This window comes from Salipiger sp. D13, assembly GCF_003703915.1.
In the GTDB taxonomy this organism is placed as follows: Bacteria; Pseudomonadota; Alphaproteobacteria; order Rhodobacterales; family Rhodobacteraceae; genus Salipiger; species Salipiger profundus.
Genome location: NZ_RAPJ01000011.1, coordinates 83,162 through 105,987, shown reverse-complemented (window position 1 = coordinate 105,987; position 22,826 = coordinate 83,162). Strand labels below are relative to the sequence as shown.

Genomic DNA, 22,826 nt, shown 5'->3' with positions numbered 1-22,826 from the left:
CGTCACGAGGAGGTGGGCTCGGTGTCGTCGATCTCGACCACGAATTCACCGGACTTGATCTGCGCCTCGCGGGTTGCGACGAGGTCGAGCGCCTCCTGCGGGACCTTGCCCTCGAAGGTGCCGAGCGGGGCGAGCGAACAGCCGCCGTATTTCATGAAGCTGTAGACGCCGTAGTTGTCTGCCTCGAAGCTGCCGGCGGCGATCTGGTCGAGTGCGGCCTGCAGCGTCGGCTCGAAATGCCAGATGGCCGAGGCGACCACGGTGTCGGGGTAGTCTCCTTGCGTGTCGATGACGTTGCCGATGGCGAGAATGCCCTTTTCCTGCGCTGCGTCGGAGACGCCGAAGCGTTCCGCGTAGAGCAGGTCGGCACCGTTCTCGATCATCGCGAACGCGGTTTCCTTGGCCTTCGGCGGGTCGAACCACGAGCCGATGAAGCTGACCTGGAAGGTGGCGTCGGGCTTCATTTCCTTCACGCCGGCCATGAAGGCGTGCATCAGGCGGTTCACCTCGGGGATCGGGAAGCCGCCGACCATGCCGATGTTGCCGGTCTCGGTCATGGCGCCGGCGATGATGCCCGACAGGTAGGAGGCATCCTGGATGTAGTTGTCGAAGACCGACAGGTTCGGATAGGCCGGGTCGGGCATGAAGGACGAGCCCAGCAGGAAGGCGGTATCGGGGTAGTCGAGCACCACCTCGCGGGCCTCCTGCTCGACGCCGAAGATCTCGCCCACGATCAGCTTCACGCCGCTCTCGGCGTATTCGCGCATGACGCGCGGGTAGTCGGTGTTCGCGGTGTTCTCGCTGAAGGTGTAGGTGATCTGGCCATCCGCCTTGGCGGCCTCTGCGGCCTTGTGGATGCGGCTCACCCACTGCTGTTCGACCGGCACCGTGTAGATGCCCGCAACCGAGAGCGGCTCCTGCGCGAGCAGGCGGGCGGGCAGCAGGCCGGCACCGGCGGCGGCGGTGAACCCGGCGGAGCCCATGAGCATCCTTCGGCGGGTCATCTGGGCAAGAAGCGAGCGTGTGTCGGTCATCTGTGACTGTCCCTGTCGGTTGGTGTCTAATTTTTGACCAAACGGTAAGGGATCAGGCAGCGCCACGTAAAGCACGAAGCGTGACAGACGGGTATTTTTGCCCGTTTTCCAAACACGGGCGCCGGTCGCGCCCGGATAATGGGCAGGCCCGTCAGGCGAGCGCGTGCCGCCAGCTTGCCGAGTAGGCGCCGGTGACGTGGTGCTCGAGCTGGCGCTCGATGTCGCCGAGCAGGCTCGATGCGCCGAAGCGGAAGAGATCCGGGCGCAGCCAGCGGTCGCCCAGCTCTTCCTTGACCAGCGCGAGGTAGGTCGCCGCGTCCTTGGCCTTGGAGATGCCGCCGGCGGGCTTGTAGCCGACGCGGTAGCCGGTGCGCGCGTAGTACTCGCGGATCGCGCGCATCATCACGAGGCTGACGGGCAGGGTGGCGTTCACGCCTTCCTTGCCGGTCGAGGTCTTGATGAAGTCGGCACCGGCCATCATGCAGACCAGCGAGGCGCGCGCGACGTTCTGCAGCGTGCCGAGTTCGCCGGTGGCGAGGATCGCCTTGACGTGCGCCTCGCCGCAGGCCTCGCGGAAGGCACGCATCTCTTCGTAGAGCCCCTGCCAGTCGCCGGTCAGCACCTTGCGGCGCGAGATGACGATGTCGATCTCGCGGGCGCCTGCTTTCACGCTCTCGCCGATCTCGGCGACGCGCAGGGCAAAGGGCGACAGGCCGGCGGGAAAGCCGGTCGAGACCGCCGCGACCGGGATGCCCGAGCCTTGAAGCGCCGAGACCGCCGGGGCGATCATGTCATGGTAGACGCAGACCGCGCCCACGGTGAGCCCGGGCAGGCCGATGGCTTCGAGGATGTCGGCGCGCACCGGCTGCTTCGCCTTGGCGCAGAGCCGCGCGACACGGCCGGGGGTGTCGTCGCCCGCCAGCGTGGTGAGGTCGATGCAGGAGATGGCGCGGGCCATCCACGCGGCCTGGTGATCCTTCTTGACGCTGCGCCGGCCCGGCAGGGTCGCGGCGCGCCGCTCGATGGCCGAGCGGTTGGCGCGGGCACGCATCACCCAGTCCATGTCGAGCGGCATGCCGGGATTGCGCGGCTCGACCGCCTGCGGCAGTTGCGTGGCAAGGTCCGTCGTGGCGGTGGTCTGCGTCGTGGTCATCGTGGTCACCCTCTTTGCCGGACGTTCGCATGCGCCCCGCCCGCGGGCAAGGCCGCCATGGCGTCAACGGATGCGGTTCGACACCCAGCGCAGGAAGCGGTTCTTCTGCGGGCGCAGCAGCTCGAGGTGAAGGATGCGCGGGCGCGGGGCGTCGGACCAGATGAGCTCCGAGGCCTCGAAGACGCGCTTGTTGAACTGCGGCGGAAAGACGTAGAAGGCGACGTCCGAGCGCCAGAGCACCTCGCGGAACGACGGCTGGTCGATGCCCATGCCGCTGGCCGCGAAGGTCTCGGCCCAGTCGCGGAAGAAGTCGAGCACAGCGGGCGTCTTGCGATAGAGCAGCACGCCGGTGTTGATCTCGGGAAAGGTGTCGGGCAGGTCCAGCGCGATCTTCTTCTGGTGGCGCGGGCGGTGCCACAGGATCACCTGCGTGCCGCACATCTCGTACTTGCGCAGAAGATCGAAGAACGACGACAGGTCGGCGCGCACGATGGTGTCGTTGTCGAGGAACAGCGTCTCGTCGTAGGGGCTTTCGCCGAGCACGTTGACCTTGGGCCGCTTCAGCCCCTCGGGGATGAAGAACGCCTGGTCGAAACCGCTGGTGTCGTCGCCCTCCTTGCACCAGATCGCGGTGCCGAGGTCGGGGTTCCATTTCTTCACGCTCGCCGCCGAGCGCCGCGCCACGTCGACGTGATCGCGGCCCCAGGCCACGTAGACCACGCCGCGCTTCGGTTCCTGAGCCATAGCATCCCCCTTGAGCCCTGCGCCCCGGCATACGCGCCGCGCGCCGGGCTGTAAATCCGCGAGCGGTCGGCGGCGCTTGGAAGCGGGGGCGCACTCGGGCAGGATGCCGGCCAGCAAGACCAGGGAGGAGCCCATGATCGCCATCATCTTCGAAGTCATCCCCGCAGAGGGGCGCCGCGACGACTATCTCGACATCGCCGCCGAGATGCGCCCGATGGTCGCCGAGGTCGAGGGGTTCCTCTCGGTCGAGCGGTTCGAGAGCCTGACGAACCCCGGCAAGCTGCTCTCGATCAGCTTCTTCGAGGACGAGGCGGCGGTGACGCGCTGGCGCCAGCTTGCCGCCCATCGCGGCGCGCAGCGGGCCGGGCGCGAGGGCATCTTCGCGGACTACCGGCTCAAGGTCTGCCACGTCCTGCGTGACTACGGCATGACCGACCGCGCCGAGGCGCCACGGGACAGCCTTGCCGAGCACGGCTGAGCGTCGTCGCGCGCCCTCTGGAAACGCAAGACGCCGGGCAGGGCCCGGCGTCGAGGAATGCGCTGCGGGGCGGCCTTGCCCCGCGGGTGCGGATCAGATGCCCGCCTTGATGATAGCTTCCGCGAGGATCGGCACGGTGGTCTTGTTGAGACCCGCGATGTTCAGCCGCGAGTCGCCGACCATGTAGATGCCGCTGTCCTTGCGCATGGTCTCGACCTGCTCGGGCGTGGCGCCGAGGCGCGAGAACATGCCGCGGTGCTGGGCGAGGAAGCCGAAGCGATCCGAGCCCGACAGGCGCTGCAGTTCCGAGGCGAGCTGCTCGCGCAGGCCCAGCATCGAGGTGCGGACCTCTTCCAGCTCGGCGGCCCAGTCGGCGCGCAGCTCCTCGTCGTTGAGAACCATCGTCACCAGCCGTGCGCCGTGGTCCGGCGGGAACGAGAAGTTCTGCCGGTTCAGGTAGTTCAGCGTCTGCTGGTTGAGCTTGGTGCGCGATGCGTCCTTGCTCACCGCCATCAGCAGGCCGGTGCGCTCGCGGTAGATGCCGAAGTTCTTCGAGCAGCTCGCGGCGATCAGCACCTCGGGCATCTTCTCGGCCACGAGCCGCACGCCCTCGGCATCGGTGTCGAGACCGTCACCGAAGCCCTGGTAGGCGATGTCGATCATCGGCACCGCCTCGCGCTCGAGCAGCAGCTCGATCACGGCCTTCCACTGCGACAGGTTCAGGTTGGCGCCGGTGGGGTTGTGGCAGCAGCCGTGCAGCAGCACCACGTCGCCCGGCATCACCTGGTGCAGGTCGGCGATCATCCCGGTGAAGTCGACCGAGCGGGTCTCGTTGTCGAAGTAGCGGTAGGGCACGAACTCGATGCCCATGTGCTTGAGGATCGACAGGTGGTTCGGCCAGGTCGGGTCCGAGACGAAGACGCGCGCCTTGGGGTTGGCCGAGCGGATCAGGTCGAAGGCCTGCCGGACCGCGCCGGTGCCGCCGGGGGTGGCCGCCGCCGCGACAGTCTCGCGCGGGACGGAGTCGCCGAGCACGAGGTTGACCATCGCGTCGGAAAAGCCCGGATCGCCCGCAAGCCCGGTGTAGGACTTGGTGGTCTCGGTTTCCCACAGGCGCTTTTCGGCGGTCTTGATGGCGCGCATGATCGGCGTGTTGCCGCTGGCGTCCTTGTAGACACCGACGCCGAGGTCGACCTTCTGCTCGCGCGGGTCTTCGCGATAGGCCTGCATCAGCATCAGGATCTTGTCGGCGGGTTGTTCCTTGAGGTTCTCGAACATCAGGTCTCTCCGGTGGCGACGGGCAGGGTGGGGAATTGCCCCCACTCGCTCCAGGACCCGTCATACAGGGAATGGTCATCCTTGCCCACGCGAGTGAGGGCAAGGTTCAGGATGGCGGCGGTCACGCCCGATCCGCAGGAGGTAATCGCCGGCCTCGAAAGGTCCACCCCGGCAGCCTCGAAGACGCCGCGCAGGGCATCGGGTGACTTGAGCGTCCCGTCACCGTCGAGAAGCGCCGTGAAGGGCACGTTCTTCGATCCGGGGATGTGGCCGGCGCGCAGGCCGGGGCGGGGCTCTTCGACCTCGCCGCGGAAGCGCTCGGGGGCGCGGGCATCGAGGATCTCGGTGTCCTTGAGCTTGGCCGCGGCCGAGACCTGCGTCACGTCCTTGACCATCTGGTTCTGCCGCCGGACGGTCATGTGCCGGTCGCGGATGATAGGCGGCATGTCCTCGATCTCGCGGCCCTCGGCCTGCCACTTCGGGAAGCCGCCGTCGAGCACCGCCACGTCGGGCTGGCCCATGAGCTTGAACAGCCACCACACGCGGGCGGCCGAGAACAGGCCTGCGCCATCGTAGACCACCACCTGGTGCCCGTCGCCGACGCCGAGCGCGCGCATCCGCGACATGAACTTCTCGACCGGGGGCACCATGTGCGGCAGCTCCGAGCGGGCGTCGCTCACGTCGTCGATGTCGAAGAAGCGGGCGCCGGGAATATGCGCGGCCTCGTATTCGGCGCGCGGATCGCGGCCGGACCCCGGCATGTACCAGCTTGCATCGAGGATGCGCAGGTCGGGATCCTTCAGATGCGTCGCCAGCCAGTCCGTGGAAACAAGCGTCTTGGGATCGTCTTGCGTCATGTGGCACCCTCCCGGCAGTCAGCGTCGCAAAGTCTCTAAGCGGCGGGCCCCTGTTTTACAAGAGGACGCAGGGTAAAGCGGGCGGATGGCGCGGGTCAGTCGCCGCGTTCGCGCCGGAGCCTGTCGAAATACTCGACCCGCTTCTTCAGATCGCGTTCGAAACCGCGTTCGACCGGGCTGTAGAAACGCTGGCGGCCCATGTCCTCGGGAAAGTAGTCCTGGCCGGAAAACCCGTCCTCGGCGTCGTGGTCGTAGGCATAGCCCGAGCCGTAGCCCTGGTCCTTCATCAGCCGCGTCGGCGCGTTGAGGATATGCTTGGGCGGCATCAGCGAGCCGGTCTTCTTCGCGGCCGCCCGCGCTGCCTTGTAGGCGACGTAGGCGCCGTTCGATTTCGGCGCGAGCGCGAGGTAGACCAGCGCGTTGGCCAGCGCCAGTTCGCCCTCGGGCGAGCCGAGCCGCTCGTAGGTCTGCCAGCTGTCGATGCAGACCGCCTGCGCCTGCGGGTCGGCAAGGCCGATGTCCTCCACCGCCATGCGCGTCAGCCGTCGTGCGAGGAAGCGCGGGTCTTCGCCGGCATCGAGCATCCGCGCGAACCAGTAGAGCGCCGCGTCCGGGTCGGAGCCGCGCACCGACTTGTGCAGTGCCGAGATCAGGTTGTAATGGCCGTCGCCCGACTTGTCGTATTGCGCCGCGCGCCGCATCAGCCGGTGGGTGAGCTGGTCGGTCGAGAGCTTGCCCTCGAGCCCGCGCCACGCCATCACCTGCTCGATGAGGTTGAGCAGCGCCCGACCGTCGCCATCGGCCATCTCGAGCAGCGCCTCGCGGGCGTGACCGTCGAGCGGAAGCGTCCGGTCGAGCAGTTTCTCGGCGCGCTGCGCGAGCCGTTCGAGATCGGCGAGCCCGAGCCGGTCCAGCACCAGCACCTGCGCGCGGCTCAGAAGCGCCGCGTTGAGCTCGAAGCTCGGGTTCTCGGTGGTGGCGCCCACGAGCAGGATGGTGCCGTCTTCCATGTGCGGCAGAAACCCATCCTGCTGCGCCTTGTTGAAGCGGTGTATCTCGTCGACGAACAGCAGCGTGCCCTGGCCGTTGGCATGGCGGTGCTTGGCTGCCTCGAAGACCTTGCGCAGCTCGGGCACCCCGGTGAAGATCGCGCTGATCTGGACGAAATGCAGCTCGGTGGCATCTGCCAGCAGCCGCGCGATGGTGGTCTTGCCGACACCCGGCGGGCCCCAGAACACGATGCTCGACAGGGTGCCCGAGGCCAGCATCACGCCCAGCGGAGACTCCGGCCCGAGCACCTGTTCCTGCCCGATCACCTCGTCGAGCCGCGCCGGACGCAGCCGGTCGGCAAGCGGCCGGGGGCCGCCGCCTTCGGTCGGTGCAGGGTCGGAGCTGTCGAAGAGGTCGGCCAAGGCTCAGGTCCGGAAGCGCAGGGTGACGCGGGCGCCGCCACGCAGCGCGTCGATCTGGATGCGGGGGGCGGCCTCGCGCAGCAGGCGGTCCACGTCGGCCGGCGTCTCGACGGCACGGCCGTTGATTGCCTTCAGAACGTCCCCTTGGCGCAATCCGATGCGCGGCGCGAAACGGCCGGGATCGGTGACCACCACGCCCTCACCGGTGAGCGGCAGCTTCAGCTCGCTCGCCACGGCGGGGTTGATGCGCGCCAGCGCAAGGCCCGGAAGCACGGCGCGGTCGCCCAGCGTGACCGCCTCGCGCGGCGGGGTCTCGGGGGCGGCGATCATCTCGACATCGGCGACCTGCGGCTCGCCGTCATGCATGTAGCGGACGCGGGCGACATGGCCGAGCCCCGCGACCGACATGCGGTAGATCATCTCGGGCGGGGTGTTCACCGGCTGGTCGTCGACCGCCAGCACCACGTCGCCGGTCTCGAGCCCCGCCTGAGCGAAGGGGCTTTCCGGGTGCAGACCGGCGATCAGCACGCCGTTCGGGAGCCCGAGGCCGAGGCTTTCGGACAGGTCGGCATTCACCGGCTGCCCGGTCATGCCCGCCCAGGGCCGTTCGAAATCGGTGTTGCCGGCACGGGCCTGCTCGACGAACTGCGAGATCAGCGCCGAGGGGATGGCGAAGCCTATGCCGTTCGAGCCGCCCGAGCGGGTCAGGATCGAGGTGTTCACCCCGATCAGCCGGCCCTTCACGTCGATGAGCGCGCCGCCGGAGTTGCCGGGGTTGATGGGCGCGTCGGTCTGGATGAAATAGCCGCGCGCATTGCCGGTGGCGGTGCCCGACCGTGCCAGCCCCGAGACGATCCCCGAGGACACCGTCTGCCCCACGCCGAAGGGGTTGCCGATGGCCAGCACCAGCTCGCCCACCTCGACCGAGTCGCTGTCGCGCAGCGGCAGCGAGGGCATCTCCTCGGCGCCCTCGAGCTTGAGGATCGCGAGGTCGGCTTCCTCGTCACCGAGCAGCACCCGCGCCTCGTATTCGGCGCCGTTGTTGAGCACCACGCGGATATCCGAGGCCTGACCCACGACGTGGTAGTTCGACACGACGATGCCATCGTCCGACAGGATGACTCCCGACCCGAGCGAGTTCTGCACCTGCGGCCGACCGCCGTAATCGCGGAACATGTCGCCGAACAGCGGATTGCCGGCGAAGGGGCTGCGGCTCTCGACGACGCGGCGCGCGTAGATGTTCACGACGGCGGGCGTCGCCTGTTTCACCAGCGGCACGAAGCTGAGGGAAATCTCGGCCTGGCTCTCGGGCACGCGCTGTTCGGCAAGGGCCGGGGGTGCGGCGAGGGGCAGGGCTGTGAGGACAAGGGCGAAGATGGTGTTGCGGAGCATGACGGACCCTCCTGTGCCTTTGGATATGCCCGCAGGCTCCCGGGGTTTCAAGCTGCGCGACGGAACGCGCGTCGCCGCGGTGGCGTTCTGGTGGTATACTACGACGAAGGAGGCTCTCATGGCCGAACGCAAGAGATCCGAGGACGGACGCCGCGAAACCGAGGAATACCTCGACGGAACCGAAACGCCCGATCAGGCTGGCCGCGCCGGGGGCGAGACCGAGCGTCAGGTGGGCACGCGGGATCTGCAGAAGCGCGCAGAAGAGGACCAGCCGGGCGCGACCCGGGTCCGGAAATCCGACGAAAAAGACAATTCCTGAAGAAAGGGTAGAGCGATGGCTGAACTGAAAAAAGGAACATGGGTCGTCGTGACCGACAGCGAAAAGGCGCTGTTCCTGCGCAACCTGACCGACCACGAGGATCCGAACCTCAACGTGTTCGACGAAGAAGAGCAGGAAAACCCCTCGGACCGCGAGCAGGGGGCGAACAAGCCGGGCCGCATGGGCGATACCGGGGTGCAGCAGCGGTCTTCGATGGATGACACCGACTGGCATGAGCTTCAGAAGGAACGTTTCGCGCACGATCTGGCAGAGCACCTCTACGAAGAGGCGCACAAGGGCGCGTTCGAGCGGCTCGTGCTGGTGGCCTCGCCGAAGGTGCTGGGCGACCTGCGCGATGCGCTGCACAAGGAGGTTGCCTCGAAGGTGGTGGCCGAGATCCCCAAGACGCTCACCAACCACCCGGTCAACAAGATCGAGGAGCTGGTGAAGGCCGAGCTCGACGAGGATACCTGAGATCGACGCTTCGCCCGGCTGGGGTGACATCGTGACATGAAAAAAGGGCGCTGCGGGGAAACTCGCAGCGCCCTTCCAGTCTCTCGCGGATGCGAGGAAGTTATTCTTCGGCGGCCTCTTCGGCAGCAACGCGTGCCTTGTCGGCCGAGCCCTTGGCGTCGACGTCGCGGTCGACCAGCTCGATGATCGCCATCGGAGCCATGTCGCCGTAACGGAAGCCGGCCTTGAGAACGCGGGTGTAACCGCCCGAGCGCTCGTTGTAGCGCGGGCCGAGAACCTCGAACAGCTTGGCGACGTGGATGTCCTGCTTGAGCTGCGCGGCAGCCTGGCGGCGGGCGTGGACGTCACCGCGCTTGCCGAGCGTGATCAGCTTGTCCATGACGCGCTTGAGCTCTTTCGCCTTCGGCAGGGTCGTCTTGATCTGCTCGTGCTCGATCAGCGATCCGGCCATGTTGGCGAAGAGCGCCTTGCGGTGCTCGTGGGTGCGGTTGAGGCGGCGGTAGCCTTTTGCGTGACGCATGTGTCTTACTCCTAATGCCCGTCGAGGGGCGGTTTTGCTTTGTCCGGGGCCCCATGCGTGCGAGGCCCTCTCCTTGGGGCGGATGCCCGTCTTGCTGCCACGGGTGGGCAGATTGCCCACCCTGCGACGGTGTCGCAGGGTGGGGTATTCAGGTCATCGGATCAGAACTGGTCTTCCAGTTTCTTCGCGAGATCCTCGATGTTGTCCGGCGGCCAGTCCTCGACGTCCATGCCGAGGTGCAGACCCATGGAGGACAGCACTTCCTTGATCTCGTTCAGCGACTTGCGGCCGAAGTTCGGGGTGCGGAGCATCTCGGCTTCGGTCTTCTGGATCAGGTCGCCGATGTAGACGATGTTGTCGTTCTTCAGGCAGTTCGCCGAACGCACGGACAGCTCGAGCTCGTCCACCTTCTTGAGGAGGAGCGGGTTGAACTCGAGACCGTCGTCGTCGTCCTGACGCGAGGCCGATTCCGGCTCGTCGAAGTTGACGAAGATCGACAGCTGATCCTGCAGGATGCGCGCCGCGAATGCGATGGCGTCCTCGGGGGTGACCGAACCGTCGGTCTCGACCTTCATGGTCAGCTTGTCGTAGTCCAGCACCTGGCCCTCACGGGTGGGCGTGACTTCGTAGGCGACCTTCTTGACCGGCGAATAGATGGCGTCGATCGGCATCAGGCCGATGGGCGCGTCTTCCGGCTTGTTCTTGTCAGCCGAGACGTAACCCTTGCCGGTGTTGACGGTCAGCTCCATGTAGAGATCCGCACCATCGTCGAGGTGGCAGATCACATGGTCCTTGTTCAGCACCTCGATGCCAGCGCTCTCGGCGATGTCGGCGGCGGTGACGACGCCCGGCCCCTTGGCGTTGACGGACAGGCGCTTGGGTCCTTCGACCTCCATGCGCAGCGACACGCCCTTGAGGTTCAGGACGATATCGGTCACGTCTTCACGCACACCGGCGACGGAGGAGAATTCGTGCAGCACGTTGTCGATCTGCACGCTGGTGATGGCCGCACCCTGAAGGCTCGACAGCAGCACGCGGCGCAGAGCGTTGCCCAGCGTCAGGCCAAAGCCGCGCTCGAGCGGTTCGGCGACGACGGTAGCGACGCGGGCCGGATCGGCGCCGGGGCGAACCTCCAGCTGGGTCGGCTTGATAAGTTCAGCCCAGTTCTTGTGGATCATGCGTCCCTCCATTCCTGTCCGTGCCCCATGTCCAAAAGGCGCAGACGCCCGAGGTTGAAATGACGTAAGGCGAGGCCCCGCACGATGGCAGGGCCCCACCCGAAGTGTTGTGGAAATCAGACGCGGCGGCGCTTCGGCGGACGGCAGCCGTTGTGCGCGATCGGCGTCACGTCACGGATTGCCGTGATGTTGAAGCCGACGGCGGCCAGTGCGCGCAGAGCCGATTCACGACCCGAACCGGGGCCCTGAACTTCGACTTCCAGCGTCTTCATGCCGTGCTCCTGCGCCTTCTTGCCGGCGTCTTCCGCGGCAAGCTGGGCGGCGTAGGGGGTCGACTTCCGCGAGCCCTTGAAGCCCATGGTGCCGGCCGACGACCAGGAGATCGCGTTGCCCTGCACATCCGAGATCAGGATCTTGGTGTTGTTGAACGACGAGTTCACATGCGCCACGCCAGCGGCGATGTTCTTGGAGACCTTCTTCTTGCCTCCGCGACGGGTATCACGTGCCATTGGTGCGAGCCTCCCTTATTTCTTCTTGCCTGCGATGGGCTTTGCGGGGCCCTTGCGCGTGCGAGCGTTGGTGTGGGTCCGCTGACCGCGGACGGGGAGGTTGCGGCGGTGACGCAGGCCACGGTAGCAGCCGAGGTCCATCAGACGCTTCACGTTCATCTGGACTTCGCGGCGCAGGTCGCCCTCGACGGTGTAGTTCGCGTCGATGTGCTCACGGATGGCGAGCACTTCGGCGTCCGAAAGCTCGTTCACGCGGCGGGTGCCGTCGATGTTCACGGCTTCGCAGATCAGCTTGGCCGAGCTCTGACCGATGCCCGTGATGTAGGTGAGTGCGATCGGCACCCGTTTGTGGGTCGGGATGTTGACGCCGGCAATACGTGCCAAATCTCTGTTCCTTTCGTTGCGGTTCCGTAGCGCCAGAACCTTTTTTCACAACATGAGCCCAAAGCGCGAGGCGCCTCGGGCTGTCCGCTGATGAGGTAATCTGCGGATAGGGAGCGACCCGCTCCGCAAGACGTGATTCTCTGTAGAGATGCGGGTGGGTATGAGGATTCGGCGGAAGGGTCAAGTCCCCTTCCTGCGGAACCACGGCAGGGCCGTCGGTGTTGAATGCCATATGACCGTCCGAATGCCAAGACACCCGTGCCCGATTGCACCTCGCTGCCCGACCTCGGGCGGGGAGGCCGCATGATCACGCAGCTGCTTTACACCAGCGTGTCGCGGTATCACCGCGGGCACCCGTCTGACATCGACATCCTCCAGCACGCACTCAGCCACAACCGGCCTTCCGAGATCACCGGCTACCTGCTGCGCGACCTGCGCAGCTTCTGCCAGCTGATCGAGGGACCGGAGCAGAAGGTCGAGGCGCTGTTTCGCCGGATCTCGATGGACCCGCTTCACTACGACGTCGTCACCCGCATGCGGCGGGCGGTGCCGAAGCGGGCGTTCCTGGGATGGTCGATGGGCTATGGCTCGCTGTCGCAGAAGGACAGTGACTTTCTCAGCAAGCGGTTCGCCGAGGGGCCGCGCGGTACGCTCGTGGCATTCAACAGGATCGGCCGGCTCGCAGCGGGTGGCGCGGCCTGAGCGGCCCTCCCTATTGCGAACAAGCGGACATGAAAAAAGGCGGACCCGGAAGGTCCGCCTTTTCGCGTTTTCCGAAGCCGTGGAACGTCAGCCGTCGAGCAGGCCCGCGACGCCGGCCTTGACCTCGTCGATCTCGCCCATGCCGTCGGTGCGGCTGTAGAGATCCTTGGCGTAGTAGTAGCCCACCAGCGGCGAGGTCTGCTTGTAGTATTCCATCAGACGCTTCTTGAGGCTTTCCTCGTTGTCGTCCGCGCGGCGCTTGAACTCGGTGCCGCCGCAGTTGGTGCACTTGCCGTCGGTCGGGATCGGCTTGGTGATGTCGTTGTAGACCTCACCGCAGTTCGCGCAGGTCGAGCGGGCGGTGATGCGCTTGACCAGCGCCTCGTCGTCCACCCGCAGTTCGATCACGCGGTCGAGCTTCGTGCCTTCCTCGGCCAGCAGCGCGGCGAGCGCGTCGGCCTGCTTCAGCGTGCGCGGGAAGCCGTCGAAGATATAGCCGCCGTCGGGGTCGGCCTCGAGCTTCTCGCGGATCAGGCCGATTACGATCTCGTCGGTGACAAGTTCGCCGCGCGCCATGACCTCGGCAACCTTGTTGCCCATTTCCGTGCCGCTGTCCTTGGCCTCGCGCAGCATGTCGCCGGTCGAGAGCTGGGTCATGCCCCGCTCTTCCACGAGAATGCGCGCCTGGGTGCCTTTGCCCGCGCCGGGCGGTCCAAGAAGAATGATGTTCATCGGCGTGCCGGTCCCCTCCGCTTCCGGGTCTTACCTTTGCCGCGCAGCTGCGACTTCTGAATAAGACCTTCGTATTGATGTGCCAGCAGGTGGCTCTGGACCTGCTGGATGGTGTCCATCGTGACGGATACCACAATCAGCACGGAAGTCCCGCCGAAATAGAACGGAATCGCATACTGCGACCGCAGGATCTCGGGCATCAGGCAGACGAAGGCGAGATAGCCCGACCCGAGCACGAGGATCCGGTTCACCACATACTCAAGGTGGTCCGCGGTCCGCTTGCCGGGCCGAATGCCGGGGATGAAACCGTTCTGGTTCTTCAGGTTGTCTGCCACGTCATCCGGCTTGAACGACACGTTGAACGTGTAGAAGTAGGCGAAGAACACGATCATCGCGGCGAAGAACAGCAGGTAGAGCGGCTGTCCGGGGCCGAAGTAGGCAAGCACCGTCGACATGATCGGACCGGTCGAGCCCGTCTGGCTGAAGGTCGCGATGGTCGTCGGCAGCAGCAGCAGAGAGCTGGCGAAGATCGCCGGGATCACGCCCGCCGGGTTCACCTTGACGGGCAGGTGCGACTGCTGCGCCTCGGTCATCTTCATGCCGACCTGGCGGCGCGGATACTGGATGGTGATCTTGCGCAGGGCGCGTTCCATGAACACCACGAACATGATGACCGCGATGACCATGACGATCACCCCGAGTATCACCGCAGGCGAGATCGCACCGCTGCGTCCGCTCGCGAAGAACTGCGCCAGCGCGGCAGGAATTTCCGCGACGATGCCGACGAAGATGATGAGAGAGATGCCGTTGCCGATGCCGCGGGCGGTGATCTGCTCGCCCAGCCACATCAGGAACATGGTGCCGCCGACCAGCGTGATGACCACGGCTGCGCGGAAGTACCAGCCCGGATCGTGGGCAAGGTCGCCGGCCTCCAGCGATACGGCGAGACCGTAGGCCTGGAACAGCGCCAGCGCGACGGTGCCGTAGCGCGTGTACTGGTTGATCTTCTTGCGGCCCTGCTCGCCCTCTTTCTTGAGCTGCTCCAGCGCCGGCACCATGGCCGTGAGAAGCTGCACGATGATCGAGGCGGAGATGTAGGGCATGATGCCGAGGGCGAAGATGCCCATCCGACCCAGCGCACCGCCGGTGAACATGGAGACCATGCCGCCGATGCCCTGTCCGGCCTGCTCCATGAAGTCACGCAGCGCCGCGCCGTCGATCCCGGGAACCGGGATGTAGGTGCCGAGGCGGTAGACCACCAGCAGGCCGAGCGTGAAGAGAATGCGGTTGCGAAGGTCGGTGGCCTTGCCGAGCGCCGCCCAGCTCGTGTTGGCGGCCATTTGTTCCACAGCAGATGCCATGCGGGTCCTCTCAAAGGCAGAACGCCGCCGGAAGCGCTTTCCGGCTCCGGCGGCGTTCGTGGAAAACGTGGGACTGTGTCTACGCGGCCCGGGGGCCGCTCACAACCCGCTTATTCGGCCGCTGCCGGAGCCGTGACCTTGAGAGCGCCGCCGGCCTTCTCGACCGCTTCGACGGCCGACTTCGACGCGCCGGTGGTCTCGATGGTCAGGGCGGTGGTGACGTCACCCTTGGCGAGCACGCGCACACCGTCGAGCTTGCGGCGCACGAGGCCGGATGCCACGAGGCTGTCTTCGTTGATCGCGGAGGCGTCGAGCTTGCCCGCGTCGACGAACTTCTGGATCATGCCGAGGTTGACGACGGCGTAGCTCTTGCGGTTCGGCTTATTGAAGCCGCGCTTGGGCAGACGCTGGTAGAGCGGCATCTGGCCGCCTTCGTAGCCGTTGATGGCCACGCCCGAACGGGATTTCTGACCCTTGATACCGCGGCCACCCATCTTGCCCTTGCCGGAGCCGGGGCCACGGCCGATGCGTTTCTTGGACTGGGTCGCGCCCGGGTTGTCGCGCAGTTCGTGAAGTTTCATGTCGCTTCTCCATTGCCGGATGTGGTCCCCGAAGCGTCAGGACCAACCACGGCGTTTCTTGTTTCGTGAGTCGGTGGCGCAATGCCACCCGCGGGCGTATAGCGCCGCGGATCGCGTCACGCAAGGGGAGGCCGGCGTCAGCCGCGCTCCTTGAGGAGGCGCTGCTTCTGGCGGTTCCAGTCGCGCTTGGCGGCGGTCTCGCGCTTGTCGTGGTTCTTCTTGCCCTTGGCGATGCCCACCTTCAGCTTCGCGATGCCCTTGTGGTTGAAGTAGAACACCAGCGGCACGATGGTCATGCCCTTGCGCTGGGTCTCGTTCCACAGGCGCGCGAGTTCCTTCCGCGACACCAGCAGCTTGCGCCGGCGGCGTTCTTCGTGGCCGAACATGGCGCGCTCGTAGGGGGCGATGTAGCTGTTGACCAGCCACAGCTCTCCGTTCTCCACCGCCGCGTAGCTCTCGGCGATGTTGGCGGTGTTCTCCCGCAGCGATTTCACCTCGGACCCGGTGAGCACGATGCCGCACTCGAGATCGTCCTCGATCGCGTAATCGAAGCGCGCACGCCGGTTCTCGGCGATCACCTTGTAGTTCGGATCTGTCTTCGGCTTGGCCATTGCGTGCATGTAGTCGCAGACGGGCCGGCTGTCCACATGCCCGATGGGGCAGGGGGCCTCAGGACGCCGGAAAATCCGCCGGCAGGCGCAGCTCGGCCACCTCGCCGCCGCCCGGGCGTGGCCGGATCGCGAAATCGCCGCCCATCCGCTCCATCGCGGCCGCCACGATGGCCAGCCCGAGGCCGCTGCCGCTGGTCCGGCCGCTGTTGCCGCCCCGGAAAAAGCGCTCGGTCACATGCGGGCGCTCGGCCTCGGGGATGCCGGGGCCGCGATCGGCCACGTGAAACACCGCCTCGGCGCCGTCGCGGCGCAGGCCGGCCTCGACCTCCGCGCCCTCGGGCGAAGCCTGCACGGCGTTCTCGACGAGATTGCGCAGCGCCGCCTGGAGCAGCGTGGCATGGCAGGTCGGCCAGAGCCCTTCCGGCGCTGCGAGGCGCAAGCTGACGCCGCGCCGTTCCGCAAGCGGGGCAAGGTCCTCGGCCACTGCGGCGAGAATCCCGGCGCCGTCGCGGGGCGCTGTGTCCGGAGCGGTGCCGCCCTGCTCGATGGCGGCCATGTCGAGAAGCTGCTTCACCATCCGGTCGGTGCGCTTCACCCCCTGCGAGATCTGCTCGAGCGCACGGGCCCGGGTGGCCTCGTCCGGGGCCATGCTGGCGATCTCGGCCTGCGTCTGCAGCCCGGCAAGCGGGGTCTTCAGCTCGTGCGCGGCAAAGGCGGTGAAGTTGCGCTCGCGCTCGCGCGCCCGTCCGACCCGGCGCAGAAGACCGTTCAGCGCGGCGACCATCGGCCGCAGTTCGCGCGGGGCGCGGGTGTCGTCGATGGGCGACAGGTCCCGCGCCGCCCGCGCCGACAGCGTGGCGCCCAGCCGGTCGAGCGGCGTCAGCCCGCGCCCGACGATCAGCCAGATCAGCCCGGCGAGGACCGGCAGCATCAGCGACATTGGCACCAGCAGGCTGAGGGTGACGCCCTGCACGAGGTGGTCGCGCATCGCCTGCGCGTCGCCCACCATGACGCGGAAACCGGCGTCGGGCTCGACCAGCGTGTAGACCCGCCAGACCTCGCCCTCGACGGTGTTCTCGCTGAACCCGGCGGCGCCCTCGGCAAGCCGCCCCTCGGGTGCACCCTCGGATTCGCCGATCAGCGTGCCGTCGAGGCCCCAGATCTGGCAGGACAGCTGCCGTCGCAGGCCGTAGTGATCCTGCGGAGCAAGCTCCGAGGTGACGGCGCGGCGGGCGTCCTCGACGCTCATGCCGTCGCCGATCAGCGAGGCGACCATGCGGGCCGATTCCTCGAGCCGCCGGTCGAGGACGTGGATCACCTCCTGCCGGGTGGAGTGCTGGATCCAGAGCACCGCCGACAGCCAGATCGCGCTGGTCGCGACCAGCAGGATGATCAGCAGGCGGCCACGGATCGAGGTCATGCGCGGCGGGCCTCGGCTTCGGGGGCAAGCCGGTAGCCCGCGCCCCGCACCGTCTGTATGAAGCCGCTGCCGAGCTTGGCGCGCAGGTGGTGGACGTGCACCTCGACGGTGTTGCTCTCGACGTCCTCCTGCCAGCCGTAGAGCCGTTCCTCGAGCATCTGCTTGCCGAGAATCGCGCCGGGGCGCTCCATCAGTGCGGCGAGGATGCTGAACTCGCGGCGGGAGAAGCTCAGGGCGCGACCGTCGAGCGCGCCGGTCATCCGCGCGACGTCGAGTTGCAGCCCGTTCCATTCCAGAAGGTTCTCGGCGCGCCCCTGCGCCCGGCGGACCAGCGCGCGCAGCCGGGCCGACAGCTCGGGCAGCTCGAAGGGCTTGCCGACGTAGTCGTCGGCCCCCGCATCCAGCCCCGCGACCCGGTCGTCGAGCCGATCGCGGGCGGTACGCATCAGCACCGGGATGTCGGAACCGTCGCCGCGCAGCTCGCGCAGCAACTCGAGCCCCGAGCCGTCGGGCAGCATCAGGTCGAGCACCAGCGCATCGAAGCGGTCGAGTGCCATCGCGTGGCGGGCGTCGTCGCAGGTCTCGACGGCCTCGGGCGAGAAGCCGGCGAGCCGCAGGCCTACCTGCAGCCCATCCGAGAGCATGGCGTCGTCTTCGACGATGAGGATGCGCATGGCGATCCGGCCTCCGTGAGGGTGGTCGTCCCGTTCAACGCATAGCCCTAGTGGAATGCGTTGCGGCACGGCAACCGCAGGTGGCGCACGAAACGGTGAGGCCGGCGTCAGCTTCCGCGATAGGTGGAATAGCCGTAGGCCGAGAGCAGCAGCGGCACGTGGTAATGCGCCTCTGGGTCGGCCATGCCGAAGCGCAGCGGGATCTCGTCGAGAAACAGCGGGTCGGCCCCTGCCTGCCCGGTGGCCCGCAGGTAGTCGCCGGCGGCGAACACCAGCTCGTAGGTGCCGGGCGCGAAGCTTTCCTTCGGCAGGATCGGGCTGTCGGTGCGGCCGTCGTCGTTGGTCACGGTCTCGGCCAGCAGCGTGCGGCTCTCGCCCTCGAGACGGTAAAGCACGATGCGCACGCCTTGGGCGGGCAGGCCCCGCGCGGTGTCGAGAACGTGGGTGGTCAGGTAGCCCTCGGCCATTCCTCTTGCTCCTTCCGGTGACAATGCTGATAAAGGCGGCGCCCGCGAAGATCGGCGCCGCCCGTTCGGGTCGCGGCCGACTAGAGCCTGATTGTCGCGGGATGACAACGACCCAAGCCCAGGAGTGTCCGAATGCAGCGCTATCCCCGCAACATGATCGGCTATGGCGCCGACCGCCCCGATGCGAAATGGCCCGGCGGCGCGAAGATCGCGGTGCAGTTCGTGCTGAACTACGAGGAAGGCGGCGAGAACAACATCCTGCACGGCGATGCCGCGTCCGAGGGCTTCCTGTCGGACATTCCCGGCGCCGTCCCGTGGCAGGGGCAGCGGCACTGGAACATGGAGTCGATCTATGAATACGGCGCCCGTGCCGGCTTCTGGCGGCTGCACCGGCTCTTCACCGGCGCGGGTATCCCGCTGACGATCTACGGGGTCGCCACTGCGCTTGCCCGCAGCCCCGAGCAGGTCGAGGCGATGAAGGATGCCGGCTGGGAGATCGCCTCGCACGGGCTCAAGTGGGTCGAACACAAGGACATGCCCGAGGCGGAGGAACGCGCCGCCATCGACGAGGCGATCCGCCTGCACACCGAGGTCGTGGGCGAGCCGCCGCGCGGCTGGTACACCGGGCGCGGCTCGGACAGGACGGTGCACCTCTCTGCGGCCACCGGCCGGTTCGACTACATCTCGGACACCTACGACGACGATCTGCCCCACTGGATCGAGGTCGAGGGCCGCGACCAGCTCGTCATCCCCTACACGCTCGAGGCCAACGACATGCGGTTCTCGGTCAGCCCCGGCTGGATCGAGGGCGAGCAGTTCTTCACCTATCTCAAGGACAGCTTCGACGTGCTCTACGCCGAGGGCATGGCCGGCAAGCCCGCGATGATGTCGGTGGGCCTGCACAACCGCCTGATCGGGCGGCCGGGCAAGATCGCCGGGCTCAAGCGGTTTCTCGACTACATCGCCGGGTTCGCCGGTGTCTGGACGCCGCGTCGCATCGAGATCGCCGAGCACTGGGCGGCGACCCACCCGCCGGTAAAGCGTGTGCGCCCCTCGCAGATGGACCGCGAGACCTTCGTCGGCACCTTCGGCGGCATCGTGGAGCATTCGCCGTGGGTGGCCGAGCGCGCCTTCGAGCTCGAGCTCGGCCCGGCGCACGACCGTCCGGCGGGGCTTGCGAATGCGCTGGCGCGGGTGCTGCGCACCGCCTCGCGCGAGGAGCGGATGGGCGTGCTGACCGCACACCCGGACCTGGCCGGCAAGCTCGCGGCGGCGAAACGCCTGACCGACGAGAGCAGCGCCGAGCAGGCCAGTGCCGGGCTGGACGCGCTGACCGACGGGGAACGTGCCCGCTTTACGGAGCTCAACACCGCGTATACGGAGAAGCACGGATTCCCCTTCATCATTGCCGTGCGCGATCACGACAAGTCAGGTATCCTCGCCGCATTCGAGCGCCGTGTCGCCAACGACACCGAGACCGAGTTCGGCGAAGCCTGCCGTCAGGTCGAACGGATCGCGCGGCTGCGGCTGGAGAGCTTGCTTTGAAACACGACCCGATTCCCAACTATGCCTTCCCGCCCGGCGGCCTGCCGGGGCAGGACGGCGACCCCGAAGGCTCTGCCGTCTTCACCGAGGCCTATGCCGTCATCCCCGCGCAGGTGATGCGCGACATCGTCACCAGCTTCCTGCCGGAATGGACCGGCACGCGGCTGTGGATTCTCGCGCGGCCGATGTCGGGCTTTGCCGAGACCTTCGCGCAATACGCGGTGGAACTCGCGCCCGGTGGCGGCAGCAACGACCCGGAGCCCGACCACGACGCGCAGGCGGTGCTCTTCGTGGCGCATGGCACCGCGCGGCTGACCCTTGGCCGTGACAGCTACGAGCTGCGTCCGGGCAGCTACGCCTACATCCCGCCCAGCGCGGTCTGGACGCTGTGGAACACCGGCGACGTGCCCTGCGGCTTCCACTGGGTGCGCAAGCGCTGGCGGCCCGCCGCCGGCATGACCCCGCCCGAGGCCTTCGTCACCCACGAGGCCGAGGTGCCGCGCGTGGCGATGCCCGACTGCGACGGCGTCTGGTCGACCCAGCGCTTCGCCGATCCGCTTGACCTGCGCCATGACATGCACGTCAACATCGTGAGCATCGAGAGCGCAGGCCGCATTCCCTTTGCCGAGACGCATGTCATGGAGCACGGCCTCTACGTGCTGTCCGGCACGGCGCGTTACCTGCTGAACAAGGATTGGGTCGAGGTCGGACCGGGCGACTTCATGTGGCTGCGCGCCTTCTGCCCGCAGGCCTGCATCGCCACCGGCACCGAGACCTTCCGCTACCTGCTCTACAAGGACGTGAACCGGCACCCGGGCCTGGCGCTGCCATGAGCGCGCTGCGCGAGATTGCCGCGCAGCCGCTCACGTCGAGCGCCTTCGCCCCCTTCGGCGAGGTGCTCGAGATCGGCGGCGCGCCCGACAAGATCATCAACCAGGGTCTCTGCGGACGCTACCACGACCGCGCCGCGCTTGATTTCGGTCCCGGCGGGCGCGCCGGGATCAGCCTGTTCGACGCCGAGCCGCGCAGCCTGCCTTACCGGCTCGAAATGGTCGAGCGGCACCCCGAGGGCAGCCAGGCGTTCATCCCGATGCACCGGAATGCTTGGTTGGTAATCACTGCCGAGCCCGGAACAGGTCCCGGAGGGCCCCCGGGCGCCGTTCACGCTTTCGTGGCCGCCCCCGGACAGGCTATCAATTTCCACAGGGGAACGTGGCACGGGGTCCTGACGCCGCTTCACGCGCCCGGCGTTTTCGCGGTGGTCGACCGGATCGGCGAGAGCGCCAACCTCGAGGAACACTGGTTGGAGGAGCCGGTGCTCATAACCGGCCCCTGAGGGGCCGCTCCTCCCGCGAATGCCCGGAAAGAGGCAGCGGTGACAAAACGGACAGGGAGTTCAAGAACAATGACCCAAAAAGGCGCGCTGGGCACGCCCGCGCAACTGGCCGACCCCGACTTCATGCCGCCCCTCGCCAAGGCGGTGCCGCTGGGAATCCAGCACGTGCTGGCGATGTTCGTCTCGAACGTCACGCCGGCGATCATCGTTGCCGGGGCCGCGGGCTTCGGCTTCGGCTCGAACAGCCCGGATTTCCCCGAGCTGCTCTACCTCATCCAGATGTCGATGCTGTTCGCCGGCATCGCGACGCTGTTCCAGACCATCGGCGTCGGGCCGGTCGGCGCGCGGCTGCCCATCGTCCAGGGCACCTCCTTCGCCTTCATCCCGATCATGATCCCGCTCGTGGCGGGGCAGGGGGTCGCGGCGCTGGGCGCGCTGTTTGGCGGCATCGTCGTCGGCGGCATCTTCCACGCCTGCCTCGGCAGCGTGATCGGCAAGATCCGCTTCGCGCTGCCACCGCTGGTCACCGGCCTCGTGGTCACCATGATCGGTCTCGCGCTGGTCAAGGTCGGCATCGAGTACGCGGCGGGTGGCGTGCCCGCCAAGGCAAGCGGCGCCGAGAGCTACGGCGGCATCGCGAGCTGGTCGACGGCGCTGGTGGTGATCATCGTGACGCTCACCATCAAGTTCTTCACGCGCGGGCTGCTGTCGATCTCGGCGGTGCTTGTCGGCATCATCGTGGGCTACTTCTACGCGCTGGCCATCGGTGTGCTGTCCTTCGACAGCGTCGTCGCGAGCTGGCAGCGATCCGCGGCCTTCGCCCTGCCGGTGCCTTTCAAATACGGCTTCGACCTTTCGCTGGCGGCGATCGTGGGCTTTTGCCTGATGGCCTTCGTCTCGGCGGTCGAGACCGTGGGCGACGTCTCGGGCATCACCAAGGGCGGCGCGGGCCGCGAGGCCACCGACAAGGAAATCGCCGGCGCGACCTATGCCGACGGCATCGGCACCGCCATCGCGGGCCTGTTCGGCGGCTTCCCCAACACCTCGTTCAGCCAGAACGTCGGGCTCATCGCTATGACCGGCGTCATGAGCCGGCACGTCGTGACCATCGGCGCGGTTTTCCTGATCGTCTGCGGGCTCGTGCCCAAGGTCGGCGGCGTGATCCGCACGGTGCCCATCGAGGTGCTGGGCGGCGGTGTCATAGTGATGTTCGGCATGGTCGTGGCCTCGGGCATGTCGATGCTGGCCGACGTGGTCTGGGACAAGCGCAACATGGTGATCTTTGCCGTGTCGCTGTCGATCGGCCTCGGGCTTCAGCTCGAGGTGCTGAACGTGCCGCCGGGGGCGCCGAACGCGCTGCAGCACCTGCCGGACACGCTGCGCATCCTCGGGGCGTCGGGCATCCTGCCGGCGGCGCTGCTGGCCATCGTGCTCAACCTCGTGCTGCCGACGCCGCTCTCGGAGGATTCCACCGAAGAGATCACCGGCGGCATGGCGGGCCACAAGACGCCGGGTGAATAGGCCCCTTCACGGGACCATCCGCAACACCGACGCCCCCGCAGAGCTCTGCGGGGGCGTCGTTCGTTACGTGACACGCGCGGAGAGCCTCACTCTCTCCGCGCGCGTCTCGGCAGGACGCGGACGGGACAAGCCGCGCCTTGCCGG

General features: G+C 67.3%; 26 protein-coding genes. 8 read left to right on the top strand and 18 right to left on the bottom strand.

All coding sequences use genetic code 11. The annotated features are described in order from the left end of the window. Positions 1 to 2: 2 nt before the first annotated feature. The 3 genes from D6860_RS20535 to D6860_RS20525 form a co-directional block, all read right to left on the bottom strand. Positions 3 to 1,034 (bottom strand): BMP family protein, encoded by a 1,032-nt coding sequence (locus tag D6860_RS20535; RefSeq protein WP_076623235.1) that lies wholly within the window; start codon positions 1,032 to 1,034, stop codon positions 3 to 5. Positions 1,035 to 1,185: 151 nt separating this feature from the next. Then, positions 1,186 to 2,187 carry a deoxyribose-phosphate aldolase gene (gene deoC, locus D6860_RS20530; RefSeq protein ID WP_076623236.1) on the bottom strand — a complete coding sequence of 334 codons (1,002 nt, stop codon included), beginning with the start codon at positions 2,185 to 2,187 and terminating at the stop codon, positions 1,186 to 1,188. A 63-nt stretch (positions 2,188 to 2,250) separates the two neighbouring features. Then, positions 2,251 to 2,931, bottom strand: a complete 681-nt coding sequence (locus D6860_RS20525) for a putative nucleotide-diphospho-sugar transferase (RefSeq protein WP_076623237.1) — start codon at positions 2,929 to 2,931, stop codon at positions 2,251 to 2,253. Between the two features lie 133 nt (positions 2,932 to 3,064). On the opposite strand from D6860_RS20525, the gene D6860_RS20520 reads away from it, so the two are divergent. Then, positions 3,065 to 3,409 carry an antibiotic biosynthesis monooxygenase family protein gene (locus D6860_RS20520; RefSeq protein ID WP_076623238.1) on the top strand — a complete coding sequence of 115 codons (345 nt, stop codon included), beginning with the start codon at positions 3,065 to 3,067 and terminating at the stop codon, positions 3,407 to 3,409. 93 nt (positions 3,410 to 3,502) lie between these two features. Here the strand turns inward: D6860_RS20520 and D6860_RS20515 are convergent, their stop codons facing one another. The 4 genes from D6860_RS20515 to D6860_RS20500 form a co-directional block, all read right to left on the bottom strand. Further along, positions 3,503 to 4,687 carry an amino acid aminotransferase gene (locus D6860_RS20515; RefSeq protein ID WP_076623239.1) on the bottom strand — a complete coding sequence of 395 codons (1,185 nt, stop codon included), beginning with the start codon at positions 4,685 to 4,687 and terminating at the stop codon, positions 3,503 to 3,505. After that, on the bottom strand, positions 4,687 to 5,544 hold the full coding sequence (gene sseA, locus D6860_RS20510; RefSeq protein ID WP_076623240.1) for a 3-mercaptopyruvate sulfurtransferase: 858 nt from the start codon (positions 5,542 to 5,544) through the stop codon (positions 4,687 to 4,689). Before sseA ends, D6860_RS20515 begins: the two co-directional genes overlap by 1 nt. Positions 5,545 to 5,639: 95 nt before the next feature. Beyond that, on the bottom strand, positions 5,640 to 6,956 hold the full coding sequence (locus D6860_RS20505) for a replication-associated recombination protein A (RefSeq protein ID WP_076623241.1): 1,317 nt from the start codon (positions 6,954 to 6,956) through the stop codon (positions 5,640 to 5,642). A gap of 3 nt (positions 6,957 to 6,959) precedes the next feature. Continuing rightward, a complete protein-coding gene (locus D6860_RS20500; RefSeq protein ID WP_076623242.1) occupies positions 6,960 to 8,348 on the bottom strand; it encodes a trypsin-like peptidase domain-containing protein in 1,389 nt (462 codons plus the stop codon). 118 nt (positions 8,349 to 8,466) lie between these two features. On the opposite strand from D6860_RS20500, the gene D6860_RS20495 reads away from it, so the two are divergent. Continuing rightward, a complete protein-coding gene (locus D6860_RS20495; RefSeq protein ID WP_076623243.1) occupies positions 8,467 to 8,667 on the top strand; it encodes a hypothetical protein in 201 nt (66 codons plus the stop codon). Positions 8,668 to 8,682: 15 nt separating this feature from the next. Next, positions 8,683 to 9,141 (top strand): baeRF12 domain-containing protein, encoded by a 459-nt coding sequence (locus tag D6860_RS20490; protein ID WP_076623244.1) that lies wholly within the window; start codon positions 8,683 to 8,685, stop codon positions 9,139 to 9,141. A 100-nt stretch (positions 9,142 to 9,241) separates the two neighbouring features. Here D6860_RS20490 and rplQ read toward each other — a convergent pair whose 3' ends face one another. The 4 genes from rplQ to rpsM all read right to left on the bottom strand — a co-directional run bounded on the left by rplQ (position 9,242) and on the right by rpsM (position 11,732). Continuing rightward, complete coding sequence (rplQ, locus tag D6860_RS20485; protein ID WP_076623245.1) at positions 9,242 to 9,661, bottom strand: 50S ribosomal protein L17; 420 nt, start codon at positions 9,659 to 9,661, stop codon at positions 9,242 to 9,244. A gap of 161 nt (positions 9,662 to 9,822) precedes the next feature. Continuing rightward, a complete protein-coding gene (locus D6860_RS20480; protein WP_076625327.1) occupies positions 9,823 to 10,839 on the bottom strand; it encodes a DNA-directed RNA polymerase subunit alpha in 1,017 nt (338 codons plus the stop codon). A 116-nt stretch (positions 10,840 to 10,955) separates the two neighbouring features. Continuing rightward, positions 10,956 to 11,348 (bottom strand): 30S ribosomal protein S11, encoded by a 393-nt coding sequence (rpsK, locus tag D6860_RS20475; protein ID WP_017466945.1) that lies wholly within the window; start codon positions 11,346 to 11,348, stop codon positions 10,956 to 10,958. Positions 11,349 to 11,363: 15 nt separating this feature from the next. Next, the gene (gene rpsM, locus D6860_RS20470; protein WP_017466946.1) at positions 11,364 to 11,732 is read right to left on the bottom strand and encodes a 30S ribosomal protein S13; all 369 of its coding nucleotides are present in this window, start codon (positions 11,730 to 11,732) and stop codon (positions 11,364 to 11,366) included. 303 nt (positions 11,733 to 12,035) lie between these two features. Here rpsM and D6860_RS20465 point away from each other — a divergent pair, with 303 nt between their 5' ends. Next, positions 12,036 to 12,434, top strand: coding sequence for a BLUF domain-containing protein (locus D6860_RS20465; protein WP_076625328.1), 399 nt, complete (start codon positions 12,036 to 12,038; stop codon positions 12,432 to 12,434). An 87-nt stretch (positions 12,435 to 12,521) separates the two neighbouring features. Here D6860_RS20465 and D6860_RS20460 read toward each other — a convergent pair whose 3' ends face one another. From D6860_RS20460 to uraH, 7 genes are all read right to left on the bottom strand, one after another. Beyond that, entirely contained in the window at positions 12,522 to 13,166 is a 645-nt protein-coding gene (locus tag D6860_RS20460) for an adenylate kinase (RefSeq protein ID WP_017466948.1), read from the bottom strand. Further along, a complete protein-coding gene (gene secY / locus D6860_RS20455; RefSeq protein WP_076623246.1) occupies positions 13,163 to 14,527 on the bottom strand; it encodes a preprotein translocase subunit SecY in 1,365 nt (454 codons plus the stop codon). The genes D6860_RS20460 and secY overlap by 4 nt, the downstream gene beginning before the upstream one ends. A gap of 110 nt (positions 14,528 to 14,637) precedes the next feature. Next, on the bottom strand, positions 14,638 to 15,108 hold the full coding sequence (gene rplO / locus D6860_RS20450) for a 50S ribosomal protein L15 (RefSeq protein ID WP_076623247.1): 471 nt from the start codon (positions 15,106 to 15,108) through the stop codon (positions 14,638 to 14,640). Between the two features lie 137 nt (positions 15,109 to 15,245). Continuing rightward, positions 15,246 to 15,719 (bottom strand): SsrA-binding protein SmpB, encoded by a 474-nt coding sequence (gene smpB, locus D6860_RS20445; protein ID WP_076623248.1) that lies wholly within the window; start codon positions 15,717 to 15,719, stop codon positions 15,246 to 15,248. A gap of 58 nt (positions 15,720 to 15,777) precedes the next feature. Next, positions 15,778 to 17,139, bottom strand: a complete 1,362-nt coding sequence (locus D6860_RS20440; RefSeq protein ID WP_076623249.1) for an ATP-binding protein — start codon at positions 17,137 to 17,139, stop codon at positions 15,778 to 15,780. Beyond that, positions 17,136 to 17,813, bottom strand: coding sequence for a response regulator (locus D6860_RS20435; RefSeq protein WP_076623250.1), 678 nt, complete (start codon positions 17,811 to 17,813; stop codon positions 17,136 to 17,138). The genes D6860_RS20440 and D6860_RS20435 overlap by 4 nt, the downstream gene beginning before the upstream one ends. Before the next feature lie 107 nt (positions 17,814 to 17,920). Next, positions 17,921 to 18,280, bottom strand: a complete 360-nt coding sequence (gene uraH / locus D6860_RS20430) for a hydroxyisourate hydrolase (RefSeq protein WP_076623251.1) — start codon at positions 18,278 to 18,280, stop codon at positions 17,921 to 17,923. A gap of 132 nt (positions 18,281 to 18,412) precedes the next feature. On the opposite strand from uraH, the gene puuE reads away from it, so the two are divergent. The 4 genes from puuE to D6860_RS20410 all read left to right on the top strand — a co-directional run bounded on the left by puuE (position 18,413) and on the right by D6860_RS20410 (position 22,682). After that, positions 18,413 to 19,825 (top strand): allantoinase PuuE, encoded by a 1,413-nt coding sequence (puuE, locus tag D6860_RS20425; RefSeq protein WP_017468292.1) that lies wholly within the window; start codon positions 18,413 to 18,415, stop codon positions 19,823 to 19,825. Beyond that, a complete protein-coding gene (locus tag D6860_RS20420) occupies positions 19,822 to 20,658 on the top strand; it encodes a bifunctional allantoicase/(S)-ureidoglycine aminohydrolase (protein ID WP_083697785.1) in 837 nt (278 codons plus the stop codon). The genes puuE and D6860_RS20420 overlap by 4 nt, the downstream gene beginning before the upstream one ends. Further along, the gene (locus D6860_RS20415; RefSeq protein WP_076623252.1) at positions 20,655 to 21,161 is read left to right on the top strand and encodes an ureidoglycolate lyase; all 507 of its coding nucleotides are present in this window, start codon (positions 20,655 to 20,657) and stop codon (positions 21,159 to 21,161) included. The genes D6860_RS20420 and D6860_RS20415 overlap by 4 nt, the downstream gene beginning before the upstream one ends. A gap of 69 nt (positions 21,162 to 21,230) precedes the next feature. Continuing rightward, the gene (locus tag D6860_RS20410; protein WP_076623253.1) at positions 21,231 to 22,682 is read left to right on the top strand and encodes a uracil-xanthine permease family protein; all 1,452 of its coding nucleotides are present in this window, start codon (positions 21,231 to 21,233) and stop codon (positions 22,680 to 22,682) included. The last annotated feature ends 144 nt before the right edge of the window (positions 22,683 to 22,826 follow it).